Below are 14450 nucleotides of genomic sequence, written 5' to 3' on the forward strand. Positions count from 1 at the left end.
TCCAGAACCTGTGGCAGATCAATTTATTTCAAAGCAAATGCAATTGTGATTCAGCTAAATGCGGGGAGTGCCAGCGTGACGGTTAAACGCCCGGTCTCAGCCAGTCTGGCTAAGGCTTTTTTCTATATTGTGCTGTTGTCTATTCTGTCCACCGGCAGCGCATTACTGACGCTGACCAGCAGTTTACGGGATGCCGAAGCGATCAATATCGCCGGTTCGCTACGAATGCAGAGCTATCGGCTGGGTTACGATCTGCAAAGCCGTAGCCCGCAGATTAATGCGCATCGTCAACTTTTCCAGCACGCGCTCAACTCGCCGGTACTGCAAAATCTCAACGCCTGGTATGTGCCGCAGGCGGTGAAAACTCGCTATGCGCGCCTGCACGCCAACTGGCTGGAGATGAATAGCCGCCTACAGGACGGCGACATTGCCTGGTATCAGACCAATATCAACAATTATGTCGATCAAATTGATCTCTTCGTTCTGGCGTTACAGCATTACGCCGAGCGTAAAGTCATGCTGGTCGTCGCCATATCGCTGGCGGGCGGTATCGGCATATTTACGCTGGTCTTTTTTACCCTACGGCGTATTCGCCAGCAGGTCGTTCGCCCGCTGAATCAACTGGTCACCGCCAGTCAGCGAATTGAACATGGTCAGTTCGCCCCGCTGCCGCTGGATACCAGCTTACCCAATGAGCTGGGATTGTTGGCGAAAACGTTTAGTCAGATGTCGAGCGAGCTGCATAAACTTTATCGTTCGCTGGAAGCCTCGGTGGAAGAAAAAACGCACGATCTGCACGAAGCGCACCGCCGCCTGGAGGTGTTATACCAGTGCTCCCAAGCGCTGAATACCAGCCAAATCGATGTCCACTGTTTTCGCCATATTTTGCAAATTGTCCGTGAACATGACGCCGCCTGGTATCTGGAGTTAACCGTGGGCGATAACTGGCGGATTAGCGAAGGCACGCAAAGCCCCGACCTGCCGATGCAAATGCTGCCAGTGACGATGCAGGACACGGTCTATGGCGAGCTCCACTGGCAAAGCCCCAACGTTAATGCCTCTACGCCGCTGCTGAACAGCGTCTCCACGATGCTGGGGCGTGGTTTGTACTTTAATCAGGCGCAAAAACACTTCCAGCAACTTTTGTTAATGGAAGAGCGCGCGACGATTGCCCGTGAGCTACACGATTCGCTGGCGCAGGTACTTTCTTATTTACGTATTCAGTTAACGCTTTTGAAGCGCGCCATTCCAGAAGATAACGCCGGCGCGCAAAGCATCATGGCGGATTTTTCCAGAGCGCTGAACGACGCCTACCGTCAGCTTCGCGAGCTACTCACCACGTTCCGTCTGACGTTACAGCAGGCCGATTTACCCTCCGCATTGCATGAGATGCTGGAAGATTTACAGAGTCAGACCCCGGCCAAACTCACGTTGGATTGCCGTTTACCCACGCTGGCGCTGGATGCGCAAATGCAGGTGCATTTGTTGCAAATTGTGCGCGAAGCGGTCCTGAACGCCATTAAACACGCCAACGCGAGCGAAATCGCCGTGAGCTGCGTCACCGCGCCTGACGGCGATCATACCGTTTATATTCGCGATAATGGCATTGGTATCGGCGAACCGCATGAGCCTGCCGGACACTATGGTCTGAATATAATGCGTGAGCGCGCGGAGCGCCTTGGCGGCACGCTGAATTTTTCGCAACCCTCCGGCGGCGGCACACTGGTCAGTATCAGTTTTCGCTCCTCCAACAAGGAAGAGAGTCAGTTAACGTAAAGAACGGCAAATCGCCGGAAGGCCAGATGTCAGGCTTTCCGGCGTTGGCACAAAAAGTATGCTGTAAAAGCGCATGATAATTTACATTATCTCCTTTATTTCTCCACGTTTGGCTCGTAGCTTGCCGCTACAGTGAAGCAGTTCAAATCTATAACGATATGTAGAAACACGAGGTTCCCCTTTAATGGCGAATTTTTTTATCGATCGCCCCATTTTTGCCTGGGTGCTGGCTATCCTGTTGTGTCTGACAGGGGCGTTAGCCATTTTTTCTTTACCTGTTGAACAATATCCCGATCTGGCACCGCCCAACGTACGTATTACCGCGAATTATCCGGGAGCGTCGGCGCAAACGCTGGAAAATACCGTAACCCAGGTTATTGAGCAGAATATGACGGGCCTCGATAATCTGATGTACATGTCATCACAAAGTAGCGGCACCGGACAGGCGACCATCACCCTGAGCTTTATTGCGGGAACCGATCCTGATGAGGCGGTTCAGCAGGTGCAAAACCAGTTACAGTCCGCGATGCGTAAACTGCCGCAGGCGGTACAGGATCAAGGCGTCACGGTACGCAAAACGGGCGATACCAATATTTTGACCATCGCTTTCGTCTCTACCGACGGTTCTATGGACAAGCAGGATATCGCCGACTACGTCGCCAGTAATATTCAGGACCCGCTCAGCCGCGTCAACGGCGTCGGCGATATTGACGCTTATGGTTCACAGTACTCTATGCGTATCTGGCTCGATCCGGCCAAATTGAATAGTTTTCAGATGACCACGAAAGACGTGACCGATGCGATTGAGTCGCAGAATGCGCAAATCGCCGTCGGGCAGCTTGGCGGTACGCCTTCGGTCGACAAGCAGGCGCTGAACGCCACCATCAATGCACAGTCGCTGCTGCAAACGCCGCAACAATTTCGCGATATCACCCTGCGCGTTAATCAGGACGGTTCCGAGGTCAAACTGGGCGATGTCGCCACCGTGGAGCTGGGGGCGGAAAAATATGACTACCTCAGCCGTTTTAACGGCAAGCCGGCTTCCGGTCTTGGCGTTAAGCTGGCCTCCGGCGCGAACGAAATGGCGACCGCGAAGCTGGTGCTGGATCGCCTCAACGAGCTGGCGCAGTACTTTCCCCACGGCCTGGAATACAAGATCGCGTATGAAACCACCTCCTTTGTCAAAGCCTCGATTATCGATGTGGTCAAAACGTTGCTGGAGGCTATCGCGCTGGTTTTCCTGGTGATGTACCTGTTCCTGCAAAACTTTCGCGCCACGCTAATTCCGACGATCGCCGTGCCGGTAGTATTAATGGGCACCTTCTCTGTGCTTTACGCGTTCGGCTACAGTATTAACACATTAACCATGTTCGCGATGGTGCTGGCGATCGGGCTCCTGGTCGACGATGCCATCGTGGTGGTGGAAAACGTCGAACGTATCATGAGCGAAGAAGGGCTCACGCCGCGTGAAGCGACGCGCAAATCCATGGGACAAATCCAGGGGGCGCTGGTCGGTATCGCGATGGTGCTGTCTGCGGTATTCGTGCCGATGGCGTTCTTTGGCGGTACCACCGGGGCGATTTATCGTCAGTTTTCTATTACCATTGTCTCGGCAATGGTGCTGTCGGTGCTGGTCGCCATGATCCTGACGCCGGCGCTGTGCGCAACGTTATTAAAACCGCTGCACAAAGGCGAACAGCACGGGCAACGCGGATTTTTCGGCTGGTTTAACCGTACCTTCAATCGTAATGCCGAACGTTATGAGAAAGGCGTAGCGAAAATTTTGCATCGCAGCCTGCGCTGGATTCTGATTTATGTTCTGTTGCTTGGCGGCATGGTGTTCCTGTTTCTGCGCCTCCCCACCTCCTTTCTGCCGCAAGAAGATCGGGGCATGTTCACTACGTCTATCCAGCTACCGAGCGGCTCTACGCAACAGCAGACCCTGAAAGTCGTTGAAAAAGTTGAAAACTATTACTTCACCCATGAGAAAGACAACATTATGTCGGTCTTCTCGACGGTAGGTTCCGGCCCTGGCGGGAATGGGCAAAACGTCGCGCGCATGTTTGTTCGCTTGAAAGACTGGGACGCGCGCGATCCCACCACCGGCTCCTCGTTCGCCATTATTGAGCGGGCGACAAAAGCGTTTAACCAGATTAAAGAAGCTCGCGTCTTCGCCAGCAGCCCGCCGGCAATTAGCGGTCTGGGCAGCTCCGCCGGTTTTGATATGGAATTACAGGATCACGCCGGAGCAGGCCATGACGCGCTGATGGCCGCACGAGATCAACTCATTGAGCTGGCCGGGAAAAACAGTTTCTTGACCCGCGTGCGCCACAACGGCCTGGACGACAGCCCGCAACTGCAAATTGATATTGACCAACGAAAAGCGCAGGCGCTGGGCGTATCGATTGACGATATCAACGACACCCTGCAAACAGCCTGGGGATCGAGCTACGTCAACGACTTTATGGACCGGGGCCGCGTGAAGAAGGTCTATGTTCAGGCCGCAGCGAAATATCGTATGTTGCCGGATGATATTAATCTTTGGTATGTCCGTAACAAAGAGGGCGGCATGGTCCCCTTCTCCGCCTTCGCCACCTCGCGCTGGGAAACCGGCTCGCCGCGTCTGGAACGCTATAACGGCTATTCGGCGGTAGAAATTGTCGGAGAGGCCGCGCCGGGAGTCAGTACCGGGACTGCGATGGATGTCATGGAGTCGTTGGTGCATCAGCTACCGGGCGGTTTTGGCCTAGAATGGACAGCCATGTCTTACCAGGAACGGCTCTCCGGCGCGCAGGCGCCCGCGCTGTACGCTATTTCGCTATTAGTCGTCTTCCTGTGTCTGGCGGCATTGTATGAAAGCTGGTCGGTGCCCTTCTCGGTGATGCTGGTTGTGCCGCTCGGCGTCATTGGCGCGCTACTCGCTACCTGGATGCGCGGGCTGGAAAACGATGTTTACTTCCAGGTGGGGCTGTTGACCGTTATCGGCCTCTCGGCGAAAAACGCGATTCTGATTGTGGAATTCGCCAACGAAATGAATCAGAAGGGACACGCGCTGTTAGACGCCACGCTGTACGCCAGCCGCCAGCGCCTGCGACCGATACTGATGACTTCGCTGGCGTTTATCTTTGGCGTATTGCCGATGGCCACCAGCACCGGGGCAGGCTCGGGTAGCCAACATGCTGTCGGAACCGGCGTGATGGGGGGAATGATCTCAGCAACCATTCTGGCTATCTTCTTTGTACCCCTGTTTTTCGTGCTGATACGCCGCCGCTTCCCGCTGAAGCCGCGCCCGGAATAAGCTCCCGGCCAGCCTGATACGAGGTGTCGGGCACAAAAAAGGCGACTTTCGTTGAGTCGCCTTTTCTTATCCCCTATGGGAGCGCGGTGCCTTCCAGGCATTTATTTACGAAGCATGACTTCGATAAAATCTTTCCAGTTCCCCAGTTCACGTTCAATCATAATAGCCTCTCTTATTATTATGGGTATTCTACGTAGTTAGCGGTATAGAGAGAAGTTCATTTAACCGATTGTTGCGATATCCTCTGGTTATGCTGTCTATGATATTACTATGGCGCTGTAGCCGTAAATTTTATGTGACTTACTGCAATATTTAGCAACATTAATACCTTTTCTACTACTTTATCAAATCGGGTTAAAAAACAATCAATTGCATGTGCGCAAAATAGGATTTTCCTCGCGAATTATAAACAAGCCACATCTGGAACGTTTTGGAATCATTATTCACATTCACTCAACAATGTTATATTGATTGCCGATCAGCGCTGGATAAATAACCATTAACAGCCACACTTATTATCCCGCAGACGATACTATTGATTATTTATTCGAATTTCGCGTTAAAGGATTCAATATGATTACCCTCTATGGCATTAAGAATTGCGACACGATCAAAAAAGCGCGCCGTTGGCTGGAGGAGCATGGCATTGATTATCGTTTTCACGATTACCGTGTGGATGGCATAGACCTCCCTCTTCTTAATACCTTTATTGCCGAACTCGGCTGGCAGCCTTTACTGAATACGCGCGGCACAACATGGCGCAAACTGGATGAAGGCGACCGCAGCGGGATTACCGATGCCGACTCCGCCGCTGCTCTCATGGTTGAACAGCCGGCAATCATCAAACGCCCATTGCTCTGCGCGCCCGGGAAGCCTATGCTGCTTGGTTTCAGTGAATCCCGTTATCAGCAGTTTTTTGATGAGGTGTAGTCTATGTCGTGCCCGGTTATTGAGCTGACACAGCAACTTATTCGTCGCCCCTCCCTGAGTCCGGATGACGCAGGCTGTCAGGCATTAATGATTGAACGCCTGCGTAAAATCGGTTTTACCATTGAGCATATGGATTTTGGCGACACGCAAAATTTTTGGGCATGGCGTGGGCGTGGCGAAACGCTGGCGTTCGCCGGGCATACTGACGTCGTACCGGCTGGCGATGTCGATCGCTGGATCAATCCGCCGTTTGAGCCTACGATTCGCGACGGAATGTTGTTCGGTCGCGGCGCGGCGGATATGAAAGGTTCACTGGCGGCCATGGTGGTGGCTGCTGAACGATTTGTTGCGCAGCATCCTCATCACCGGGGCCGTCTCGCATTTTTGATTACCTCTGATGAGGAAGCCAGCGCAAAAAATGGCACCGTAAAGGTGGTTGAAGCGCTGATGGCCCGTCACGAGCGGCTGGATTACTGTCTGGTCGGCGAACCTTCCAGTACTGAAATTGTGGGCGATGTCGTCAAAAACGGGCGTCGCGGTTCCCTCACCTGTAACCTCACTATTCATGGCGTTCAGGGGCACGTCGCCTATCCGCATCTGGCGGATAACCCTGTTCATCGCGCCGCGCCTTTTCTTAATGAACTGGTCGCTATCGAGTGGGATCGGGGCAATGACTTTTTCCCGGCCACCAGTATGCAGGTAGCCAATATCCAGGCAGGCACCGGCAGCAATAATGTCATTCCCGGTGAACTGTTCGTGCAGTTTAACTTCCGTTTCAGCACGGAACTGACCGATGAGATGATCAAAGAGCGGGTACATGCGCTGCTTGAAAAGCATCAGCTACGCTATACCGTAGACTGGTGGCTTTCCGGGCAGCCGTTCCTGACCGCACGCGGCAAGCTAGTGGACGCGGTGGTAAACGCCATTGAGCACTATAATGAAATTAAACCGCAATTACTGACGACGGGCGGTACGTCCGACGGACGTTTTATCGCCCGTATGGGAGCGCAGGTGGTAGAACTGGGGCCGGTGAACGCCACCATTCATAAAATTAATGAATGTGTGAATGCCGCCGATCTCCAGCTACTGGCCCGTATGTATCAACGCATTATGGAACAGCTCGTCGCCTGATGAGCGTTCCGGTAAGAGGAAATAAGCATGGACTGGCTGGCAAAATATTGGTGGATTCTGGTATTGGTGTTTCTGGTAGGCGTACTGCTGAATGTGATCAAAGATCTCAAACGCATCGACCATAAGAAATTCCTTGCCAATAAACCTGAGCTGCCCCCGCATCGCGATTTTAACGATAAGTGGGACGATGAAGACGACTGGCCGAAGAAAGATCAGCCGAAAAAGTAACCGGATATCATGCCGGACAGGTATCGCTATCCGGCATGCTCCCCACCGCCGGGCATTACGTCGCGTAAACGCTGCGTTCGTCCGGCATCCAACGCAATCAGCGCCTGCGCCGCCTGCGCACGCTGCAACGCCAGCAGAGCTTTACGGCCTGAAATGCGTAGCCGGGCGCACAGTTCGGCATCGCTGGCTTTTTCCTCCAGCCGCCCTCTCAGCGCCGGTAATGGCAATGCGCTGTATTGCAGTAAACGATGCAGGCAACCTAACGATGTCAGTAGCGGGCGGTGCGCGAAAGCAAAACCTACCAGCTCACGCCAGTCTTCATCATTAAGCGCCTGTTCATCTAACGCCGCCAGCGGTATCGCCTCGCCGTTCCACTGCGTCAGGATATCCGCATCGCGGCGCAAACGTCGGTGTTCCTGCTGCGCCAGCCGTTTTCCCGCGTCGCTCAGCGGCAATAACGCCATCGCCGTATAGCAACCGCTGCTCGCCTCCCGATGGTTGCCCATCCGTACCAGTACAAAGCCGCAGCGTTGCCAGAAACGCCACAGCTCCGGCGTATAGCCGAAGCTGACGGAAAGATAATCACACTGCGCCGCCTGCATGCACGCGCAGGCAATCAACTGCTGACCGATGCCTTCACGCTGGCGAGCGGGGTGCACTGCGATACGGCTTACGCGACGCCCAACCAGCGTCGCGGCTAAAGGGTCGCTACCGTGCGCCGCCAGCGACTGCGCCACCAGATTCCCACGCGGCCGCCGGAAACCGCACCATACAGCCTGACTGAGTTCTGCGGATAACCCGCCCTCTTCGACCAGCCAGAGGGCGCCCGCCACACGGTTATTCGCCGTGGCCTGCAAGAAATGCTGTCCTGGCGCATCCATCATTCGGCGCAGATCCAGCGGCGAAGTACGATAGTGCGCCCCCGACAGTAACTGATACACAGCCCTCGGCAACGCGGGCGTCTTCCCCCAGGCCTGTTGGTAAAACGCCGAGATTGCTATCGCGCCATGCGGCGCCTGCACAAACGCTTCATCGTCGAATATCAGCGCCTCGCTGACGATATTTTCCAGCGGGCATTCTGGCGCCCAGCGGACAGGCTGACGAAGCGTGAAGCGGTGAAGCTGCGGAAAACGGGCGCAAAACTTAAGTAAAAAACCGCGTCCGGTGCCTTCGTAGCCCTGAACGGTGGTGGTGAGTAGTATGCGGGGAAAGCGCGAAACCAGTTGCAGCAGCAGCGGCGCGGGGATTGCCGCCGCCTCGTCAACCACCAGCCAGTCGGCTCTTGCCCCGCTCGCCAGCAACGCATCCGGCGCCATAAAGCAGAACCGCTCACCGGCAAACGCTGCCAGGATATCCGTTGCCGTTTTCGCCGGTGCGGTCACGATAGCCGTGCCCGCCATCCGGGAGATGAATTGCCCGGCCAGCGCCGATTTGCCGCGCCCACGGGGGGCAATCACCGTCGCCACGCCGGGCGGCATTTCACGTAAACGCGATAAGATAGCCGCCTGCTCCGGCTGCGGCTCGCCGGTGGCGGGTCGCCAGCGTTCACGGGAAGGATAAGATGGCCAGCAAAGCGGCTGGCGCTGTCGCCAAAGCAGCGTTTGCGGATCGCGGGAAAGAGTCCGTTTAAGATGCTGTGCAAACTGCGGTGTGGGGATAGGCTGCGCGCAGTCGCTCCAGCGCAGTGAATCGGTATCAGGCCGGCTTTCCCACGTCTCATACGGCGGCATCAGCAGAAGCAGCCAGCTTCCGGCCTGCAAGGTCCCGCTCAGGGCGGCAAACGCTGCGGCGTCAAAGCCCTGCCAGGCATCAAATATCGCATGACGAAATTCACGGCCCAGCAGCGTTTGTAACGCCTGTGGCGTACAGCGCGGCTGGGCGGGCGCGTCAGGCGCGACCCACAGCCAGTCACCGGGCAATACAGCGCGTATCGCCTCGGCCCGTTCCCGGCACCACGCCGCATCGCCGCTGATGACCAGTAAACGGCGAATACCTTCCTGTGTCATTTGCGACGTTAACGCCCGTAGCGCATCGATATCAGACATCCCTGCCCCGGTTTATCAAAAGTTTTTGCCAAACGTATTACATTGCGCCGGGTCACCGCTGTCAAATCCACGCTTAAACCAGCTGTAGCGCTGTTCTGAGGTGCCGTGGGTAAAACTATCCGGCACGACGCGCCCCTGCCCCTGTTGCTGTAAGCGATCGTCGCCGATAGCCTGTGCGGCATTGAGCGCCTCTTCCAGATCGCCCGCCTCCAGTACGCCTTGCTGCTGCATACTGTGTCCCCACACGCCGGCAAAGCAATCCGCCTGTAGCTCCATGCGCACCGAAAGGCGATTCACCTCCGTTTGCGACGCGTTTTGCTGCAACTGGCGTACTTTCGGCTCAATACCTAACAGTTTTTGTACGTGGTGGCCGACTTCGTGGGCGATGACATAACCCTGGGCAAAATCACCGTCCGCGCCCAGCTTATTTTTCATATCATCGTAAAATGAGAGATCGATATAAACGGTGCCGTCCGCCGGGCAGTAAAACGGCCCCATCACGGACTGACCCGCACCACAGCCGGTGCGCGTCATACCACGGTACATCACCAGTTTTGGCTGCTGATAGCCGCGCCCCATTTTTTGAAAGAGTTGACCCCAGGTATCTTCGGTCGTCGCCAGAATCACCGAGGTAAATTTTGCCGCTTCATCATCATTGGGGCTTATCGAACGCGTCGACTGCTGCTGCGAAACCGGCTGGCCGGTCAACAGACCGGTTAAATCCACCCCATAGTACCCTGCGACCAACACCACCACCAACAGAATGATGCCGCCTTTTCCGCGCGGAAGACGAAAGCCTGGGCCACCCAGCGAGGGGCCGCCTGGCCGATTACGTCTGTCCTCTACATTGTTGCTTTCACGACGCCCTTGCCAGCGCATAATCACCTCATTCTCTCTTTGTTATACAGATGATCGTAGGCGGTCAGGCGCAGGATTACCACAGGTAAACGCTATCAGAATGAGGAAAGGATGATACCGGAGAGCGGTTGCCCCCCGGTCAGAAGCAGAATTAATCTAATTTCACGCCCAGGCGATGCGCGACGGCTTCATAGGCTTCAATCAGACCGCCCAGGCTCTGGCGGAAGCGGTCTTTGTCCATTTTGTCCAGCGTCTCTTTATCCCACAGGCGGCTACCGTCCGGCGAAAACTCATCGCCCAGCACCACTTCGCCTTTATACAGGCCAAACTCCAGTTTGAAATCCACCAGGATAAGACCCGCGTCATCAAACAGTTTTTTCAGTACGTCGTTGGCTTTGTAGGTTAGCTCTTTCATACGCGCCAGATTTTCCTGACTTACCCAACCGAACGTTTCACAGTAGGAACTATTCACCATCGGGTCGTGCAGCGCGTCGTTTTTCAGGAACAGATCGAATATCGGCGGGTTAAGCTCCATGCCTTCTTCCACGCCCAGACGCTTGACCAGCGACCCAGCCGCACGGTTGCGCACCACACATTCAACCGGCACCATCTCCAGCTTCTTCACCAGACACTCGGTATCAGACAGCAAACGTTCCATCTGGGTCGGGATGCCCGCCTCGGCCAGTTTGGTCATAATGAAATGGTTGAATTTGTTATTTACCATGCCTTTGCGATCAAACTGTTCAATGCGCGCGCCATCCCCTGCTGACGTATCATTGCGGAATTCGAGCACCAACAGGTCCGGGTTTTCCGTGCTGTATAAGGTTTTCGCTTTACCACGATACAACTCAGCTTGCTTTTGCATCTTTAACACTCCTGGGTGTGAATTAACGATAAGTATTCATTTCCTGCTACGCCTGCCGGAGACGTCGGCCTGTAATTGTGGTGCGAAATAGCGGTTAAATCGCGTTTTTGTACCGACGCACACGTTTGCGTATCTTATCAGAAAAAAGGGCCGGATTACTCCAGCCCTGTTAAATTACTTGTTGAACGCTGCCTGGAAGACGGCAACCAGCGCGTCGTTCTGGCTTTGCGTCAGAGTATGCCCCTTAGGATCGATAAACTGCAAGCTGCTGCGGTTATCTAAATCGCCGACCTGCAATTTATAGTCTCCGGAGGCCAGGCCCGGGTCGCTAGCGCCCAGATCCCGCCAGTCGCTGTCAGACAACGGTTTGTACGTTACCGCCATGCTGCCCTGAGAGCGAGTGCTGTCGGTGACTTTCATGCCCACTTTTTCCAGCGCGGCCGGGAGGCGTTGCCACACGAGGTTGAACGGACCGCGAACGACCAGCATAGGTAAACCGGTATCATCAGCGGCGCTCTGCACATCCATCGTTGCGGCGGAACGGTTCTGCGCGGCATTTGCCGCATCCGTAGCGGTCTTATCCAGACCGGCGGAAATGACGTTCATCATTTCCGTGCTATAGCGCTGCAGCGACGCCGCGTCAGCGACCGGCTTGCCAGCCTGTTCCAGATTAACCAGTTTTACCGTTACCGCCTGCTGATAGCCCTGCGGCTTCACCGAGATTTGATAACGTCCACGATACTGTTCGTCTTCATCCAGGCGGTTCCAGTTCACCCAATCGGTCGTCAGGGTCTGGCTGGCATCGTCACGTTTTTCAATCGGATAATTTTTCGCCTGAATCACGCTGACGACTTGCGGCCACAGCGTGCTGCTCCGGCCATTCTCCACCAATAACGTAGCGGTATCGCCAGAGAACTGGGTACGCGCGCCGCTCACTAACGCTAACGGCTGCGCCGGCGGACGGATATCCAACGCCTTACCAACCGCGCCGCTCCCCTTCGTGACCGGAATAACGTAGTCGCCGGTCGTTATCGGCAGGATCATTCCTGCCGGGGCGTGAAGTTCAGCAAGCGGCGCGGCATCCAGATAGGATTCATCGCCGCTTACCTGGCGCTTGTAGCGCGAATCGGAACTACAGGCAGCGAGCAGCAAAACAAGCGAAACACCCGCAACCTTCGCCAGGCGCGACTTTTGTACTGAGTAAGCCATCAAATCTCCCTAAACTTTACAGCAGGCCAGCATGCTGAAGCGCTGCTTTGACGATGTCACGACCATGGTCTGTGATAGGCGTCATTGGCAGGCGCAGCGTGTCGGTCGCCACAAGACCCAATGCCTTACATGCCCATTTCACCGGGATAGGATTGGGTTCGACAAATAGTTTGTTGTGTAACGGCATCAGACGCTGGTTGATAGCGCGCGCCTCGGCAAATTGCCCTTCCGCCGCCAGTTTGCACATGTCAGCCATCTCGCGCGCCGCTACGTTAGCCGTAACGGAAATCACGCCATGACCACCCAGTTGCATAAAGTCCAGCGCAGACGCGTCATCGCCGCTAAGCAGAATAAAATCGTCTGAAACCAGCTCTTTGATCTGGTGAACGCGGGTTAAGTTCCCTGTCGCCTCTTTGATAGCGATAATATTTTTTATTTCCGCCAGACGACCCACGGTTTCCGGCAACATGTCGCAACCGGTACGGGACGGCACATTATACAGAATTTGCGGCAAGTCAGTGTGTTCCGCGATGGCTTTGAAATGCTGGAACAAACCTTCCTGCGTGGGGCGATTGTAGTACGGCGTTACCGTCAGGCAGCCAACAATGCCGCTATCGTTAAAACGCTGCGTCAGGCTAATCGCTTCCGCGGTCGCGTTTGCGCCCGTGCCGGCGATAACCGGAATACGTCCGTCAGCCAGTTCCAGCGTCATCATCACGACATCGCCATGTTCATCATGGCTTAGCGTGGCAGACTCGCCGGTAGTGCCAACCGAAACAATCGCCGAGGTACCGTTGGCGACATGATAATCAATGAGTTTTTTCAGGCAAGACCTACTGACGTTACCTTTCTCATCCATCGGCGTAACAAGCGCGACAATACTTCCCGTGAACATGGGCCATCCTCTGTGCAAACAAGTCCCTCAATGGTACGTTTGGTATGGCAATAAAAGCAAGCGACCAAAGCCGTTCTGATTGTTGTATGCAGGTTTTTTTTATGGTTTCCTTAAGATTACCTCACCGCTCAAAGGAATAACTGGTTTGACACCGTCATCACAACACTATTTGGTTATCACTGCGCTGGGCGCCGACAGGCCCGGTATTGTGAATACCATTACTCGCCATGTCAGCAGTTGCGGCTGTAATATCGAAGACAGCCGACTGGCGATGCTGGGCGATGAATTCACGTTTATTATGCTGTTGTCCGGCACGTGGAACGCGATTACCTTGATTGAATCGACATTGCCGTTAAAAGGCGCGGAGCTGGATCTGCTGATTGTGATGAAACGGACGTCCGACCGCCCCCGCCCGGCAATGCCCGCGACGGTATGGGTTCAGGTTGAGGTCGCCGACTCCCCGCATTTAATTGAGCGATTCACCGCGCTGTTTAATAGTCATGAAATGAATATTGCGGAGCTGGTCTCCCGCACACAGCCGGCTGAAGGTGATAAAGCTGCGCAATTATTTATTCAAATCACCGCACATAGCCCGGCGTCGCAAAATTCCGCAAATATTGAGCAAGCCTTTAAAGCACTATGTACAGAACTCAATGCGCAAGGCAGTATAAACGTCGTCAATTACTCACAACATGATGAACAGGATGGAGTTAAGTAATGAATCCACTGAAAGCCGGTGATATCGCACCGAAATTTAGCTTGCCGGATCAAGACGGGGAACAAGTAAATTTGACCGACTTCCAGGGACAGCGCGTTCTGGTTTATTTCTACCCAAAAGCCATGACACCCGGCTGTACCGTGCAGGCCTGCGGCTTACGCGATAACATGGACGAGCTTAAAAAAGCAGGCGTGGACGTGCTGGGCATCAGCACCGATAAACCTGAAAAACTCTCCCGTTTCGCTGAAAAAGAGCTGCTGAACTTTACCCTTTTGTCCGATGAAAACCATCAGGTGTGTGAACAGTTCGGCGTCTGGGGCGAAAAGTCGTTTATGGGCAAAACGTATGACGGCATTCACCGCATCAGCTTTTTGATTGACGCTGATGGTAAGATTGAGCACGTCTTTAATGATTTTAAAACCAGCAATCACCATGATGTGGTGCTGAACTGGCTGAAAGAAAACGCGTAAAAGCCTCAGGCCGCGCTGATGTGCGGC

The 14450-nt window shown here is 54.5% G+C and carries 13 protein-coding genes; 7 read left to right on the forward strand and 6 right to left on the reverse strand.

Translation table 11 applies throughout. The annotated features are described in order from the left end of the window. The first annotated feature begins 75 nt into the window (after positions 1-75). Positions 76-1776 carry a nitrate/nitrite two-component system sensor histidine kinase NarQ gene (gene narQ, locus ACH0VJ_RS14890; RefSeq protein ID WP_000216814.1) on the forward strand — a complete coding sequence of 567 codons (1701 nt, stop codon included), beginning with the start codon at positions 76-78 and terminating at the stop codon, positions 1774-1776. 184 nt (positions 1777-1960) lie between these two features. Continuing rightward, positions 1961-5074, forward strand: coding sequence for a multidrug efflux RND transporter permease AcrD (gene acrD, locus ACH0VJ_RS14895; protein ID WP_001263061.1), 3114 nt, complete (start codon positions 1961-1963; stop codon positions 5072-5074). 101 nt (positions 5075-5175) lie between these two features. On the opposite strand, the gene ypfM is transcribed toward acrD, so the two are convergent. After that, positions 5176-5235: a protein YpfM gene (gene ypfM, locus ACH0VJ_RS14900; RefSeq protein ID WP_001386977.1), complete on the reverse strand. Its 60-nt coding sequence runs from the start codon at positions 5233-5235 to the stop codon at positions 5176-5178. 412 nt (positions 5236-5647) lie between these two features. On the opposite strand from ypfM, the gene ACH0VJ_RS14905 reads away from it, so the two are divergent. From ACH0VJ_RS14905 to ACH0VJ_RS14915, 3 genes are read left to right on the forward strand one after another with little or no spacing between them, the layout of a single operon-like run. Further along, positions 5648-6004: an ArsC family reductase gene (locus ACH0VJ_RS14905; protein WP_000631923.1), complete on the forward strand. Its 357-nt coding sequence runs from the start codon at positions 5648-5650 to the stop codon at positions 6002-6004. Between the two features lie 3 nt (positions 6005-6007). After that, a complete protein-coding gene (dapE, locus tag ACH0VJ_RS14910; protein ID WP_001277822.1) occupies positions 6008-7135 on the forward strand; it encodes a succinyl-diaminopimelate desuccinylase in 1128 nt (375 codons plus the stop codon). Between the two features lie 27 nt (positions 7136-7162). After that, positions 7163-7363 carry a YpfN family protein gene (locus ACH0VJ_RS14915; protein WP_000383839.1) on the forward strand — a complete coding sequence of 67 codons (201 nt, stop codon included), beginning with the start codon at positions 7163-7165 and terminating at the stop codon, positions 7361-7363. Between the two features lie 26 nt (positions 7364-7389). Here the strand turns inward: ACH0VJ_RS14915 and tmcA are convergent, their stop codons facing one another. From tmcA to dapA, 5 genes are all read right to left on the reverse strand, one after another. Then, the gene (tmcA, locus tag ACH0VJ_RS14920; protein ID WP_001279844.1) at positions 7390-9408 is read right to left on the reverse strand and encodes a tRNA cytosine(34) acetyltransferase TmcA; all 2019 of its coding nucleotides are present in this window, start codon (positions 9406-9408) and stop codon (positions 7390-7392) included. 15 nt (positions 9409-9423) lie between these two features. Then, on the reverse strand, positions 9424-10287 hold the full coding sequence (locus ACH0VJ_RS14925; protein WP_001267523.1) for a neutral zinc metallopeptidase: 864 nt from the start codon (positions 10285-10287) through the stop codon (positions 9424-9426). Between the two features lie 130 nt (positions 10288-10417). Then, entirely contained in the window at positions 10418-11131 is a 714-nt protein-coding gene (purC, locus tag ACH0VJ_RS14930) for a phosphoribosylaminoimidazolesuccinocarboxamide synthase (protein WP_001171623.1), read from the reverse strand. A gap of 174 nt (positions 11132-11305) precedes the next feature. Next, on the reverse strand, positions 11306-12340 hold the full coding sequence (gene bamC / locus ACH0VJ_RS14935) for an outer membrane protein assembly factor BamC (RefSeq protein ID WP_000331877.1): 1035 nt from the start codon (positions 12338-12340) through the stop codon (positions 11306-11308). A 16-nt stretch (positions 12341-12356) separates the two neighbouring features. Beyond that, a complete protein-coding gene (gene dapA / locus ACH0VJ_RS14940; protein ID WP_000494020.1) occupies positions 12357-13235 on the reverse strand; it encodes a 4-hydroxy-tetrahydrodipicolinate synthase in 879 nt (292 codons plus the stop codon). 145 nt (positions 13236-13380) lie between these two features. Here dapA and ACH0VJ_RS14945 point away from each other — a divergent pair, with 145 nt between their 5' ends. Both ACH0VJ_RS14945 and bcp read left to right on the forward strand, forming a co-directional pair. Beyond that, on the forward strand, positions 13381-13953 hold the full coding sequence (locus ACH0VJ_RS14945) for a glycine cleavage system transcriptional repressor (RefSeq protein ID WP_000189061.1): 573 nt from the start codon (positions 13381-13383) through the stop codon (positions 13951-13953). Beyond that, a complete protein-coding gene (bcp, locus tag ACH0VJ_RS14950) occupies positions 13953-14423 on the forward strand; it encodes a thioredoxin-dependent thiol peroxidase (RefSeq protein WP_001068686.1) in 471 nt (156 codons plus the stop codon). The genes ACH0VJ_RS14945 and bcp overlap by 1 nt, the downstream gene beginning before the upstream one ends. Positions 14424-14450 lie beyond the last annotated feature (27 nt).

Origin of the sequence: Salmonella sp. 2020_1459 (genome assembly GCF_043847915.1) — a bacterium.
Taxonomy (GTDB): Bacteria; Pseudomonadota; Gammaproteobacteria; order Enterobacterales; family Enterobacteriaceae; genus Salmonella; species Salmonella enterica.